General features: G+C 72.3%; 12 protein-coding genes and 1 pseudogene. 8 read left to right on the forward strand and 5 right to left on the reverse strand.

Translation table 11 applies throughout. The features are described 5' to 3' along the window. Positions 1-49: 49 nt before the first annotated feature. Positions 50-451, forward strand: coding sequence for a superoxide dismutase, Ni (gene sodN / locus FA582_RS10890; RefSeq protein ID WP_010147909.1), 402 nt, complete (start codon positions 50-52; stop codon positions 449-451). 62 nt (positions 452-513) lie between these two features. On the opposite strand, the gene FA582_RS10895 is transcribed toward sodN, so the two are convergent. Next, positions 514-1740, reverse strand: a complete 1227-nt coding sequence (locus FA582_RS10895) for an HD-GYP domain-containing protein (protein WP_147899816.1) — start codon at positions 1738-1740, stop codon at positions 514-516. Between the two features lie 25 nt (positions 1741-1765). Continuing rightward, the gene (locus FA582_RS10900) at positions 1766-2962 is read right to left on the reverse strand and encodes an HD-GYP domain-containing protein (RefSeq protein WP_141567638.1); all 1197 of its coding nucleotides are present in this window, start codon (positions 2960-2962) and stop codon (positions 1766-1768) included. Positions 2963-3509: 547 nt separating this feature from the next. On the opposite strand from FA582_RS10900, the gene FA582_RS17730 reads away from it, so the two are divergent. Next, on the forward strand, positions 3510-3584 hold the full coding sequence (locus FA582_RS17730) for a 50S ribosomal protein bL37 (protein WP_373288732.1): 75 nt from the start codon (positions 3510-3512) through the stop codon (positions 3582-3584). A 78-nt stretch (positions 3585-3662) separates the two neighbouring features. Here FA582_RS17730 and rsrA read toward each other — a convergent pair whose 3' ends face one another. Both rsrA and FA582_RS10915 read right to left on the reverse strand, forming a co-directional pair. Beyond that, a complete protein-coding gene (gene rsrA / locus FA582_RS10910; protein WP_010147912.1) occupies positions 3663-3956 on the reverse strand; it encodes a mycothiol system anti-sigma-R factor in 294 nt (97 codons plus the stop codon). Then, positions 3956-4609, reverse strand: a complete 654-nt coding sequence (locus FA582_RS10915; protein WP_010147913.1) for a sigma-70 family RNA polymerase sigma factor — start codon at positions 4607-4609, stop codon at positions 3956-3958. The genes rsrA and FA582_RS10915 overlap by 1 nt, the downstream gene beginning before the upstream one ends. A 197-nt stretch (positions 4610-4806) precedes the next feature. On the opposite strand from FA582_RS10915, the gene FA582_RS10920 reads away from it, so the two are divergent. From FA582_RS10920 to FA582_RS17185, 4 genes and pseudogenes are all read left to right on the forward strand, one after another. Beyond that, positions 4807-6051 (forward strand): pyridoxal phosphate-dependent aminotransferase, encoded by a 1245-nt coding sequence (locus tag FA582_RS10920; RefSeq protein ID WP_010147914.1) that lies wholly within the window; start codon positions 4807-4809, stop codon positions 6049-6051. A 10-nt stretch (positions 6052-6061) separates the two neighbouring features. Then, a complete protein-coding gene (locus tag FA582_RS10925) occupies positions 6062-6934 on the forward strand; it encodes an SOS response-associated peptidase (RefSeq protein WP_010147915.1) in 873 nt (290 codons plus the stop codon). A gap of 7 nt (positions 6935-6941) precedes the next feature. Then, positions 6942-7967 (forward strand): annotated as a pseudogene (locus FA582_RS17735) (glycosyltransferase); the annotation flags it as partial. Between the two features lie 262 nt (positions 7968-8229). Then, positions 8230-9600, forward strand: a complete 1371-nt coding sequence (locus FA582_RS17185; RefSeq protein ID WP_237707521.1) for a glycosyltransferase family 39 protein — start codon at positions 8230-8232, stop codon at positions 9598-9600. Positions 9601-9622: 22 nt separating this feature from the next. Here FA582_RS17185 and FA582_RS10940 read toward each other — a convergent pair whose 3' ends face one another. After that, positions 9623-10249, reverse strand: a complete 627-nt coding sequence (locus FA582_RS10940) for a DUF998 domain-containing protein (RefSeq protein ID WP_158640871.1) — start codon at positions 10247-10249, stop codon at positions 9623-9625. A 201-nt stretch (positions 10250-10450) separates the two neighbouring features. Here FA582_RS10940 and aroA point away from each other — a divergent pair, with 201 nt between their 5' ends. Continuing rightward, positions 10451-11794 (forward strand): 3-phosphoshikimate 1-carboxyvinyltransferase, encoded by a 1344-nt coding sequence (aroA, locus tag FA582_RS10945; protein ID WP_010147920.1) that lies wholly within the window; start codon positions 10451-10453, stop codon positions 11792-11794. Beyond that, positions 11791-12819: a ribosome small subunit-dependent GTPase A gene (gene rsgA, locus FA582_RS10950; RefSeq protein WP_029541066.1), complete on the forward strand. Its 1029-nt coding sequence runs from the start codon at positions 11791-11793 to the stop codon at positions 12817-12819. The genes aroA and rsgA overlap by 4 nt, the downstream gene beginning before the upstream one ends. Positions 12820-12829 lie beyond the last annotated feature (10 nt).

The raw sequence follows: 12829 nt of genomic DNA on the forward strand, positions 1-12829 counted from the left end.
CGTGGTGGCTGTTGGAGTCCCCCGCCCGACCTACTGCAAAGGATGGCCGATGTTCACCAAGTTCTTCGCCCCCACGATCGAGGTCAGTGCCCACTGCGACCTGCCCTGCGGCGTCTACGACCCCGCCCAGGCACGGATCGAGGCCGAGTCCGTCAAGAAAATCTGCGAGAAGGTCGCGGACAACGACGACGCCGACTTCCGGATGCGCGCCATGATCATCAAGGAGCAGCGGTCCGAGCTCGTCAAGCACCACCTCTGGGTCCTGTGGACCGACTACTTCAAGCCGCCGCACTTCGAGAAGTACCCCGAACTGCACGTCCTCGTCAACGAGGCCACCAAGCTCGCGGGCGCCTCGGGGACCAAGGGCAGCTTCGACGTCGCCACGGCCGATGAGCTGCTCGGCAAGATCGACCGCATCGCCGAGATCTACGCGGAGACCAAGAAGGGCTGACCTCAGCGGTCAGCGACACCAGGGCCGCCCCGCGTCCGTCGCGGGGCGGCCCTGGTGCGTCGTCAGCGACGTAGCGCCTCGGACTGGGGCGTGGAGATCACTCCACGACGCTCGAGCAGCCGGATGAGGGCCTGGACCACCTCCGGGTCGTACTCGTGCGGGGTGCTGCGCAGCATGCGCTCCAGCGCCTCGACCGGACCGTTGCCACCGGTGAGCCGGGTGGCGCGTCCGGTGAGGTCGTCGTAGGCGGAGGCGACGCGCACGATCCGGGAGGCAACCGAGACGTCCCCCCGCTCCTCGGCCCGGTGGTGCGCGAGCCCGACGTCCGAGACGACCGAGGCCAGCCGCGAGAGCTCGGCGGTCCGGCCCAGGATCGAGGAACCGGTCGAGGCGATCTGGCGCTGGTCGCGGGCCGAGATCTCCACCGTCGCACCGCCCGGGACCGGACGAGGTATGCCGACCTGACCGATGTCGTGCAGCAGGGCCGCCGCCTCGACGTCCGGCAGGTCGGCCGCCTCGACACCGAGGTCCCGCGCGATGGGCACGGCCAGCGCGGCCACGCGGGCGCCATGGCCGGCGGCGGTGAGACCGGCCTCCTCGGGCAGCCGGGCCAGCGCGAAGAGCGTCTGCCGCTGGGCGAGCCGGGTCTCGCGCTGCCGACTCACGGCCGGCTGGAGCACAAGCAAGGGCACGAGGAAGAGCACCAGGCTGATCGGGCCCAGGGCGGTGAGCGCCAGTGCGGTCACGACCGCCGTCGACGCGCCGGCGAGGGCCACCGGCCCCTGGCGCCCGATCTCTCCGGCCAGGTTGGCCCAGATCTGGCCCTGCCCGCGAGCGGCGGCCCGGACGGCGCGCGGCACCCAGGGCACGGCCACGGCGACGACCGCGACGACGAGCAGGGCGAGGGCGATGAGCACCGTCTCGTCGCCGTGGTCCCAGATGCTCTCGATCAGGGTATCGCCACCGGGTCCGGGCAGCCGCACGAGCAGGCCTGCGACGACGACCGAGGTGCCGAGACGCAGCATGTCCTTGGGCACCTGCCCCAGGCGCTGCCGCCACATCGCGACGAGCAGGACCGCGGACGAGGCCAGCACCAGCGGGCCGAGGAGCCCGACCACGGACCCGTCGCTGCCCGGGCCGACCGGCCAGGCTGTCGCCATGGCCAGCGCCATCGCCGTCGCCTGGGACAACGGTGCCTCGCCACCCGGAGCCGCGGACCGTTGGCGCCAGGCCTCGCTGAGAAGCATCGTCAGCAGCCCCACGAGGGCCAGGGACCACGTGAGGCTCATGCGCCGGCACCCCCCGCCAGCCCGCTCATACGGTCTCCACGCTCTCCGGCTGCCACTCCGCGTAGGCGTCGATCACCGAGGGGTGGTCGTGGTCGGGCAACCGGGCCTGACGGGCGGCGACAGCCGCGCCGTTGGGTCGGCCCCGCCAGGCCTCCGGTGAGCGCCCGACGACGACCGTGAGGGCCCGGACCACCTGGGGGTCCAGGTGGCTCCCCGCCCTCTCCTGCAGCAGCGTTACGGCGTCGGCGGCATCCAGCTCCGGCGCGGAGGCTCCCGAGGTCAGGGCCTCGAAGGCATCGGCCACCGCGATGATCCGAGCAGCGAGCGGGATCTCCTCCCCGTGGAGCCCGGCCGGGTAGCCGCGCCCGTCCCACCGCTCGTGGTGGTGGGCGATCCCCGGGAGTGAGCCCTTGAGGAAGGCCAGGCCGGACAGGATGTTGGCACCCGCCTGGGGGTGGCCGATGAGGGCGGTGAGGTAGTCGACGTCGTCCGCCTGGGCCTCGGTGGGCAGCTCGGGCCGGACGACGACCATCCCGATGTCGTGCAGGAGCGCGGCATACCGCAGCTCCTCGGCGTCCCGCACACCCACGCCGAGCTCTCCCCCGAGGGCCTCGGCGAGGTCGGCCACCCGCGCACTGTGCCCCACGGAGGCGGGATCGGCCTCCTCAAGCGCGGCGACGAAGGAGGTGACGGTCTCCCGATGCTCTCGCCGCGCCAGGGCCTCCCGACCGATCGCCCAGTGGGCGATGAGCAGCGGGCCGAGCACGAAGAGCGCCGACCCGGGACCCAGACCGACCGGTCCCCAGAGCAGGACGAAGAGGAACCCGATGACGACGTGCGCGAGATAGCCCCAGCCGAGGCTGCGCAGGACCGTCCGCGCCACGGGCAGCACCCGGGTGCGCCGGGTCACCGCCGACACGAGACCGATGCAGAGGACGTTGACCGCGATCATCACCACGTAGGCGATGAGCAACGGGCCACCGACCCGCAGCAGCAGCCCTCCGGGGCTCGCCGGCATGTCCTGTACGAGCACACCACCGGACAGGAGATAGACGAGCGAGCCGGCGGCTCCCATGGTCGCGGTCATCGCACCGTTGAAGACACGATTCTCCCACTTCTTGACCTGCAGATCGCTGAGGCTGGACAATCCTCCTGCGATGGTCGCCCCCATCGGCCCGGCGATCGGGATAGCGGCGGCTAGCACGACGGTGGTGACTGACACACTCCAGAGTCCAATCGCGCCTCCCTCCCGCAACTGCACCCCCACGGTGGCGAGCACCAGGAGAAGGATCACCACCCTCAGGTCCGCCGCCGAGTGAGGAAGCAGCAGAGTCCCGATGCCGACCAGCCCACCGGCGCCGAGCGCGAGGATCCCGGCCAGCACCGCCACAGGCAGTGACGAAGGGCGCGGATCGGTTCGATCCGCGCCCTTCGATGAGTGAGTGGGTCGGCTCAGCCGTTCCACAGAACGACGTCGATGAAGCCGATCAGGCCGCTGAAGAAACCGGAGCCGAGCACGGCGGTGATGAACTGCAACATGATAATGTCCTTCCGTCGATGACGCTCCGTGGCGGGAGGAGCGTGTGCCGGGGAGACGTCCGGCGTGGCACAAATGTGCCACAGGTCACTGCCCCGTCCGTACTCGGGGTGCCCAAAAATGCAAAACTTGAACAAACCTTTACCATTTGCGTGACGTGGGTCACATGACGCTGGCTCCGGACCGCTGTGGGATGATGGGCCAGGAAAGCCATCGAGCCCCGGAGGACGACATGAGCAAGCGAGCACGCAAGCGTCGCGACCGCAAGAAGAAGGCCGCCAACCACGGCCGCAAGCCCAACGCCTGACCCCAGCACCACCGAGAAAGGCCGACCGGAGGACCGGTCGGCCTTTCGTCGTCGTACGGCGTCGAATGGTGGCCGGGATCAGCCCTCGGTGCGCCGGACCACCGTGACGTGCGTGCTCGTGATCCGCGTGAGGATCTGGCTGCGCAGCCCCTCGGGGGCGCTCTGCCGGGCACAGGCCCGACGCACGAGGGCCTTGAGCAGCAGGTCCCGGTCGTACTCCGCCAGGCAGGACCCGCACTCGTCGAGGTGGGCCTGGATGCGCGCCTTGTCGACCGGCTCGGTCTCGTTGTCGACGAACTCGAACAACCGGAGCAGCACGCTCGCGCAGTCGACCGACGCCTCTGCGTTGCTCCCCCGCAGGTCGCGCCCCATCACGACTCCTCCCCCGCTCGCACGAAGCCACGCTCGGCGGCGTAGTCGGTGAGCAGCTCACGCAACTGCTTGCGTCCCCGGTGGAGCCGGGACATGACGGTCCCGATCGGGGTGTCCATGATGTCGGCGATCTCCTTGTAGGAGAAGCCCTCGACATCGGCGAGGTAGACCGCCATCCGGAAGTCCTCCCCGATCGAGGCCAGGGCACGCGTCACGTCGCTGTCCGGAAGGTGGTCCAGCGCCTCGGCCTCGGCGGACCGCAGCCCGGAGGAGGAGTGCGAGGCGGCCCGGGCCAGCTGGTAGTCCTCGACCTCGGCAGCGTCCGACTCCAACGGCTGCCGCTGCTTCTTGCGGTAGATGTTGATGTAGGAGTTGGTGAGGATGCGGTACATCCAGGCGCGCAGGTTGGTCCCCGGGCGGTACTGGTGGAACGCGGCGAACGCCTTGGCGTAGGTCTCCTGGACGAGATCCTCGGCGTCGGTCGGGTTGCGGGTCGTGCGGAGCGCGGCGCTGTACATCTGGTCCAGCAGCGGCATCGCCTCGCGCTCGAAGCGCGCGGCACGCTCCTGCGGGGACTCGCTCGCGACATCGACGCTCGCGTCGGCGGCTGCCTGGGCGTCGATCTCCTCGACGGCCGGTTGGTCAGTAGTCATCACCCTCCAGCCTAGCCCGTGCGGGCTGGCCACGGCGAAGTCCCCGACCCGCTCGCCGGGAGCGATGGTGGTCCTCAGCACTCTCGTCTCCTCCGCTCTCCTGCGCCTGTCCTGCGAACTGCCGGGTCAACGCGGTGATCGGGCGCGCGCATTCCCGGCTCCGCGCCGTCGGGTGCCCAGGATGGGACGATGGAGGGGTGAACCCGAGCACGCGCACCTACCGACGTCGCCCGCTGACGCAGCCGGCGAAGCTGCAGAACGTCCTCTACGAGATCCGTGGGCCGGTGGCCGCCCGGGCCGCCGCCCTCGAGGCCGAGGGGCACCGGATCCTCAAGCTCAACATCGGCAACCCGGCGCCCTTCGGGTTCGAGGCACCGGACATCATCCTTCAGGACATGATCGCGGCCCTGCCCACCGCGCAGGGCTACTCGGAGTCCAAGGGGATCCTCTCCGCGCGCCGCGCCGTCGTCTCCCGCTACCAGGACGAGCCGGGGTTCCCCCCGCTGGACGTCGATCACGTCTACCTCGGCAACGGGGTCTCCGAGCTCATCATGATGACCCTCAACGCCCTCCTCGACCCCGGCGACGAGGTGCTCGTCCCGGCTCCCGACTACCCGCTGTGGACCGCGGCCACGAGCCTGGCCGGTGGCATACCCCGGCACTACTTGTGCGACGAGACCGACGGCTGGAACCCCCAGGTCGAGGACATCCGGGCCAAGATCACCCCGCGCACCAAGGCGCTGGTGATCATCAACCCCAACAACCCGACCGGCGCCGTCTACTCGCGCGAGGTGCTGGAGCAGATCACCGAGCTGGCGCGCGAGCACTCGCTGCTGCTGCTCGCCGACGAGATCTACGACCGCATCGTCTACGACGACGCCCGGCACGTCTCGATCGCCTCGCTGGCGCCCGACCTGCTGTGCCTCACCTTCAACGGGTTGTCCAAGACCTACCGCGTGGCCGGGTACCGCGCCGGGTGGGTCGCCATCACCGGACCCACCGACCACGCCAAGGGCTTCCTCGAGGGGATCGAGCTGCTCGCCTCGACCCGCCTGTGCCCCAACGTCCCCGCCCAGCACGCGATCCAGGTGGCGGTCTCCGGTCACCAGAGCATCGAGGAGCTCATCGCGCCGGGCGGGCGCCTGGCCGAGCAGCGCGACGTGGCGACGAGCATGCTCAACGCGATGGACGGCGTGAGCTGCGTGGAGCCCCGGGGCGCCCTCTACGTCTTCCCACGGCTGGATCCCGAGGTCCACGAGATCCACGACGATGTGAAGTTGTGCCTCGACCTGCTGGAGCGGGAGAAGATCCTCGTCGTGCACGGCACCGGGTTCAACTGGCCGACCCCCGACCACCTGCGCGTCGTCACCCTGCCGTGGGGCTCGGACCTGCGCGCCGCCCTGGACCGGATGGGCAACTTCCTCTCCTCCTACCGTCAGTGAGGACGGGCTGATGTGCGGACGGTATGCCGCGAGCGCCCACCCGGACGAGCTCGTCGAGGCCTACGACGTGGAGCTCGACGCCACGGCCGAGCGGTCGATGAGCGTGCTCAAGAACCCTCAGCAGCCGGCCCCGGGAGAGCCCGACTACAACGTCGCCCCGAGCAAGCAGGCGCCGGTGGTGCTCACCCGCGCGCCCCGCCGGAGCGCCGAGGACGACGAGAAGGGCGAGAACGGCGAGGAGCACGCCGCGGTACGCCAGCTCCGCCTGCTCACCTGGGGCCTCGTGCCGTCGTGGGCCAAGGACCCCTCGGTCGGGACGCGGATGATCAACGCCCGTCAGGAGACGGTGCTCGACAAGCCGGCCTTCGCCCGTGCCGCCCTCTCGCGCCGCTGCCTCGTGCCCATCAGCGGGTGGTACGAGTGGCAGGTCAGCCCGGTCGCGACCGACGCCAAGGGCAAGCCCCGCAAGCAGCCGTTCTACGTCACCCGGGCCGATGACGTGCCCCTGGCCCTGGCGGGGCTCTACGCGTTCTGGAAGAGCCCGGAGCCGAGCCCGCAGGCCGGCGGGGAGGACACGTGGCTCGTGTCCTACACGATCCTCACCACTGCCGCTGAGCCTGGCCTCGAGCGCATCCATGAGCGCCAGCCCCTGGCCCTCGAGCCGGAGCAGTGGGACGACTGGTTGGATCCGCGGCTCACCGACGCCGACGACGTCCGGTCGCTGCTCGGGGCTGCTCATGTGGCGGGCCGCTTCACGGCGTGGCCCGTGAGCCGCGCCGTCGGCAACGCCGCGTCCAACGGAGAGGGACTCGTGCAACCCTTGCCGCGCACCGATCTGGTGGGGGTGGTCGATCCTGCGACCGGAGAAGTGATCGGCGGGTGACCCCCTGATGAGGGTCGTGGTGGCCGCCATCGGGAGCAGGGGTGACGTCCTGCCCTTCACCCACCTGGCCAGACGGTTCGCGACCGAGGGGCACGACGTCACCCTCGTCACGCACGGGACGCTGGTCGACGAGCTCGCCCCCGGCCTGAGCGTGGTCGAGGTGGGGAGCGACCCCGGGGAGCTGCTGGCCGGACCCGCGGCTCGCGCCGTCCGACGCGGGAGCCCACGACAGCTGAGCCGCACCAGGCAGCTCTTCGCTGACTTCGTCGACTCCGCGTACCGACCCGCACGGGTGGCCCTGGACGGCGCGGACGTCCTCGTCGCGTCCACCTTCGCCATCGCCGCCGTGCACGAGGCCTTGGAGCGGTCCGTGCCGGTCGTGCGGGCACACATGTGGCCCGAGTATCCCGACCTGCGGGGTCCCATGCCCCTGCTGCCCTATTCGTGGTGGATCCCCGGGCCTGGGCGGCGCCTCGCCCGACGCGGGCTGCGCCGCGTCGAGCACTACCTGGGCGGCGTGCACGGCGGCTGGCGTCGTGGTCGGCTCCACCTGGTCGCCCACCACCCGGTGACGCTGACCGCCTCCACCCACGGCTCGCTCTACGCCTTCAGCCCGGAGCTCGTGCCCGGCAGCCCCACGGACGGCACCGTGACCGGGTGGTGGACGGCGCGCGGACCCTCGCGGGCGCTCTCGGCACCCGTGGCCGAGGCCCTCGACGACGGTCGCGAGTGGATCTACGTCGGCTTCGGATCGATGCACCAGGCCGACCCAGACGCCCTGGTGGGCCGTCTGGAGGAGGTCTGCGCCCGGCTCGGGGTTCACGCCCTCGTGCAGGTCGCGGGAGCGGACACCCGCCGCCACCCGCACCTGCTGGCCATCTCGCAGGAACCCCACGACGAGCTGTTCGGGCGGGTGCGGGCCGTCGTTCACCACGGCGGCGCCGGCACGACGGGTGCCGCCGTCCGGGCAGGTACGCCGTCGGTCGTCGTTCCGCACTTCGCCGACCAGTTCTACTGGGGCCGTCGACTGCACGTCCTGGGGGTGGCGCCCCGCCCCGTCCCCCGCGCGATGGCCTCCCCCGGTGGCTGGAGGGGGCTCTTGAGGAGGCCCTGTCGGCACCCCTGCGACACCGAGCCGTCGACCTCGCGCGCAGGGTCGAGGGTGAGGACGGGTGCGGGCTCGCCGTCCGACAGGTCGAGGAGTGGCTGTCCCCCACGGAGCACCGGTGAGATCCAGTGCTGGAGGCGACGGCCAGCCCAGCCCGCTTCGGGTGGCGTGGCCTCCCATGGTGGCTGTGGCATTGGTGCTGCTCATCGCCGCACCTCGCTACGGGCCCCACTGGGACGAGCTCTACTTCGGGATGCTGCCGCCCCGGTGGTGGTACGAGGACCAGCCTCCGCTGACCGTCTGGATCACCTGGGTCCTGGGCCGGTTCAGCGACGCCCTGTGGGTGCAGCGCCTACCCGGCGTCGCGGTCGCCGTGGTCGGGGCCCTCGTGGCCACCCTCTACCCCCGCACGCTCGGGGCCGGTGAGCAGGTCCAGCGCCTGGCGGGGTGGGCGCACGCCTTCACCGTCTACCCGCTCATCATGGGTCACCTGTTCACCACCTCGAGCATCGACCTGCTGGCCTGGCAGGTCGTCATCCTGTGCGTCCTGCGCGCGACCGTAGGTCACCCGCACGGACTGCTCTGGGCCGGGACCGTCGCCGGGCTGGCCTGCTGGAACAAGCTGCTGGTCGTCGTCCTCGCGTCGGCCCTGCTCGTCGGGCTGCTGCTGACTTGCCGCAGCGTCCTGCTCACCCGGGACGCGCTCCTGGGCTCCCTGGTCTTCGTGCTGCTCGGGGCTCCCCAGGTCCTGCTGCAGCTCGCCCACGGCCTACCCATGAGCCAGGTGTCCAGCGGCCTGGTCGACCAGCAGGGTGATCTCGTCCGCCTCGCCCTGCTCCCCGCGCTGGCGCTGTTCGTCGGACCTCCGCTGCTGCTCGTCTGGGTGGGTGCCCTGATCGCGCCGTGGCGCGAGGACCGTCCGGGACGCTTCCTGCTCCCGACCGCCGCAGTCGTGCTGCTCTGGACCCTCGCCAACCCCTCCCAGCCCTACTACCCGGTCGGCGTCCTTCTGCCGGCCCTGGCCGTGGGCTGGGTGACGTCGGGGGTGGTCGCGCGGTGGAGCCCGCGCAGGAGGTCTGCGGTGGTCGCTACCAACGGGCTCGTCGCGTGCCTGGTCTGCCTGCCGCTCCTGCCGCCCGGGGAGCCCTGGCTGTCCACCCTGTCGCGGGTCAACCCCACCATCCGCGACCAGGTGGGATGGCCCGGACTGGCACAGCAGATCTCCTCGCTGCGCAGGCCCGGCGAGGACGTCGTGGTCGACACCTACGCCCTGGCCGGTGCCGTGCACCGCTACGGCACCCCCTCGGACCGGGCGTCGGTGCACTCCGGGCACAACGCGCTGTGGGACCTGGGTCCTCCCTCGAGCGACCTGGTGCTGCTCGTCGGCGAGGACGCGGTGCGCCAGCGTGACGCCTTCGACAGCTGCAGTCCGGCCGGGACCCTGGAGACGAGCCCGGTGGTCCACCCCCAGCTCGTGGACGTGCCGGTGTTCCACTGCGAGGGTCCCGTCTCGGACTGGCGCACCCTGTGGCCACGCTTTCGTCGGCTCACCGGCTGACCGGACGTCCCGTGAGAGCGGCTCAGCCCGAGCTGCGGACCAGGACCTGCACCGACTCCACGACCAGGGCGAGGAGCAGGCAGCAGACGATGATGATCTGCCCGGTCCCCTCCTGCACCAGTGCCGGGGGCACGCGGTTCTCCGCGCAGAAGACGAGGGCCACCGCCGCCAGCGCGCCCCGGGGCAGACGCCCACGCTCCAGCCAGGCCGTCTCGGGCCGCACGGCCGACAGCAGGAGGCCACCGGCCGGCACCACCAGGGCCAGGATCACGCCGGTCAGGTGCAGGGCCCCGGTGTCCCCTGCGGGGAACACGGCGGCGATGACCAGGCCCAGTCCCATCACCGCCACGCTGCCGGAGAGCCATCGGCCCCACCGGGCGGTGAGAAAGAGTGCCGCTGCGCCCAGCAGCACCCCGGTCAGTAGCAGCCCCACGTTGAAGGCCGCTGCGCCGGGCGAGCAGATCCACCGCCCGTCCCGAGAGCGGCACGCCCCGTCGCCCAGGTCGCTGATCATGTTGACCGACCAGACGAAGGTCGTCCCGCTGGTATGGAGCGCGGCCGCCATCGTGACGGCGAACAGCAGCACCGCGGACAGCACGCCTGCTGCACCCAAGGCGGCACGACGGTTCGACACCGGGGAGCGAGTCATCTCGGGCAGTCCTTCGGCCTCGTCCGGCCAGGGTGAGCGTCGGGCAGGTCCGCCGGCCGGGGACGGGTCGGGCTGGACCATCCGGGTGCATCAGGAGGGACGGCGACCCACCGACCGATGCCGGAACGGTAGCACCGCAGGCCCGGCTGGCCGACGCAGCCGCTAGGTTTGACCGCAGACCACGACGAGGAGCCATCTGCCATGACCGACGCCCGGCCCTGGGCCGCGCCCCGTGCCGACAGCCCGATCGACGCCCGGGTGAGGGTGCCCGGGAGCAAGTCGCTGACCAACCGCTGGCTCGTGCTCGCCCTGCTCGCCGAGGGGACCAGCGTCCTGCGCCACCCCTTGCGCTCGGACGACAGCGAGCGGATGGTGGGCGCGCTGCGGGCTCTGGGTGCCGAGGTGGACGACGAGGATCCGGCCGTCTGGGTGGTCAGCCCGCCGGCCGGTCGGCTGCGCGGGGGCATCGACATCGACTGCGGCCAGGCCGGCACGGTCATGCGTTTCGTGCCGCCGGTGGCGGCGCTCGCCGACGGCCCGGTGCGCTTCGACGGACACCCGAGCGCCCGGTCCAGGCCGGTCGGCCCCCTGCTCCAGGCCCTGGGCGACGTCGGCGTGACGGTCCGTGAGGAGGGCCGGGGCACCCTGCCCTTCGAGGTGCTCGGACCCCTCCCCGCGACCTCCGGTGCCGAGCCCCCCCACGTGGGCATCGACGCCTCGGCCAGCTCGCAGTTCGTCTCTGCCCTCCTGCTCGCCGCAGCGGCATACCCCCGCGGCCTGCGGCTGGAGCACACGGGCCCCACGCTGCCGAGCCTGCCGCACATCGAGATGACCCTGGACGTCCTGGCCTCGGTCGGGGTGCGGGTCGACCGGCCGGACGCCACCAGCTGGCTGGTGCACCCGGGGCCGGTGCGCGCCGTTGACGTCACCGTCGAGCCCGACCTCTCCTCGGCGGCGCCCTTCCTCGCGCTGGCCGCCGCGACCGGTGGCCGGGTGCTCGTCGCGGACTGGCCGGAGACGACGACCCAGCCGGGTGAGCGGATGCGTGAGGTGCTCGCGGCGATGGGGGCACGCACCGACCTCACCGCCGCGGGGCTGCTGGCGTCCGGGGCCCCGGACGGTCGGTTGCGGGGGGTGGACCTCGACCTGTCGGAGGTCGGTGAGCTCACCCCGGTCATCGCCGCGCTGTGCGCCCTGGCCGACTCCCCCAGCCGGCTGCGCGGGGTCGGGCACCTGCGCGGGCACGAGACCGACCGCCTCGCGGCGCTCGTCACCGAGCTCACCCGGCTGGGCGCCGGGGCGCGAGAGCTGCCGGACGGCCTGGCGATCGAGCCCCGACCGCTGGTCGGCGCCCCCGTCCGGACCTACCACGACCACCGGATGGCGATGTTCGGCGCCGTCCTGGGCGTCGCCGTCCCGGGCCTGGAGGTCGAGGACGTCGCGACCGCCGGCAAGACCTTCCCCGGCTTCGACCTGGCGTGGGAGGAGGCGGTGCGCAGCGCCGCCCCGACCCAGGCGTCGGCCTCACCGACGGGGCACCCGTGAGCGGCCGCTACGACCACCTCGACGAGTCCGACGTCCGCGTCCGCGCCTCGCGCAAGGGCTCCCGCCCCCGGACCAAGGAGCGGCCCGCCCACGAGGACGCCGTCCTCGGCGTCGTGACGACCGTCGACCGGGGGCGCTACACCACCCGGGTGGACGACCGCTCGGTCATCGCCATGCGGGCCCGGGAGCTGGGCCGCGCCCGCATCGTCGTCGGCGACCGGGTGGGGATGGTGGGCGACACCTCGGGGCGAGCGGACACGCTGGCCCGCATCGTGCGGGTGGAGGAGCGGCGGACCGTGCTGCGCCGCAGCGCCGACGACTCCGACACGGTGGAGCGCGTCATCGTCGCCAACGCCGACCAGCTCGTCATCGTCACCGCCCTCGCCGACCCCGAGCCCCGGGCGCGGATGGTCGACCGGTGCCTGGTCGCCGCCTACGACGCCGGTCTGGACCCCCTCCTGGTCCTCACCAAGGCCGACCTCGCCTCCCCGGCCGAGTTCCTCCAGCACTACACCGCCCTCGACGTGCCGGCCGTCGTCACCGCCAGCGTCGTCGACGGCGAGCGCCTCACCGTCGACGCCGACGACCTCGAGCGGGTCCGGGAGGCGCTGCAGGGCCGCACGAGCGTGCTCGTCGGCCACTCCGGTGTCGGCAAGTCGACCCTGGTCAACGCCCTCGTGCCCCACGCGGCCCGCGCGACCGGCGTGGTCAACGCGGTCACCGGGCGCGGGCGGCATACCTCCACCTCCGCGATCGCGCTCGAGCTGGCCGAGGGCGGGTGGGTCGTCGACACCCCGGGGGTGCGGTCCTTCGGCCTCGGGCACGTCGACCCGGCGACCTTCGTCCAGCACTTCGAGGATCTCGCCGCGGGCACGGCCGGCTGCCCGCGCGGGTGCAGCCACGACGAGCCCGAGTGCGCGCTCGACGCCTGGGTCGAGCAGGGGCATGCCGGTCCCGCCGGGCCCGCCCGCCTGGAGTCGCTGCGCCGGCTGCTGCGCAGCCGCACCGGCGAGGAGCACGGCTGAGCGCTGACCA

It is taken from the genome of Serinicoccus profundi (assembly GCF_008001015.1).
GTDB classification, from domain to species: Bacteria; Actinomycetota; Actinomycetes; order Actinomycetales; family Dermatophilaceae; genus Ornithinicoccus; species Ornithinicoccus profundi.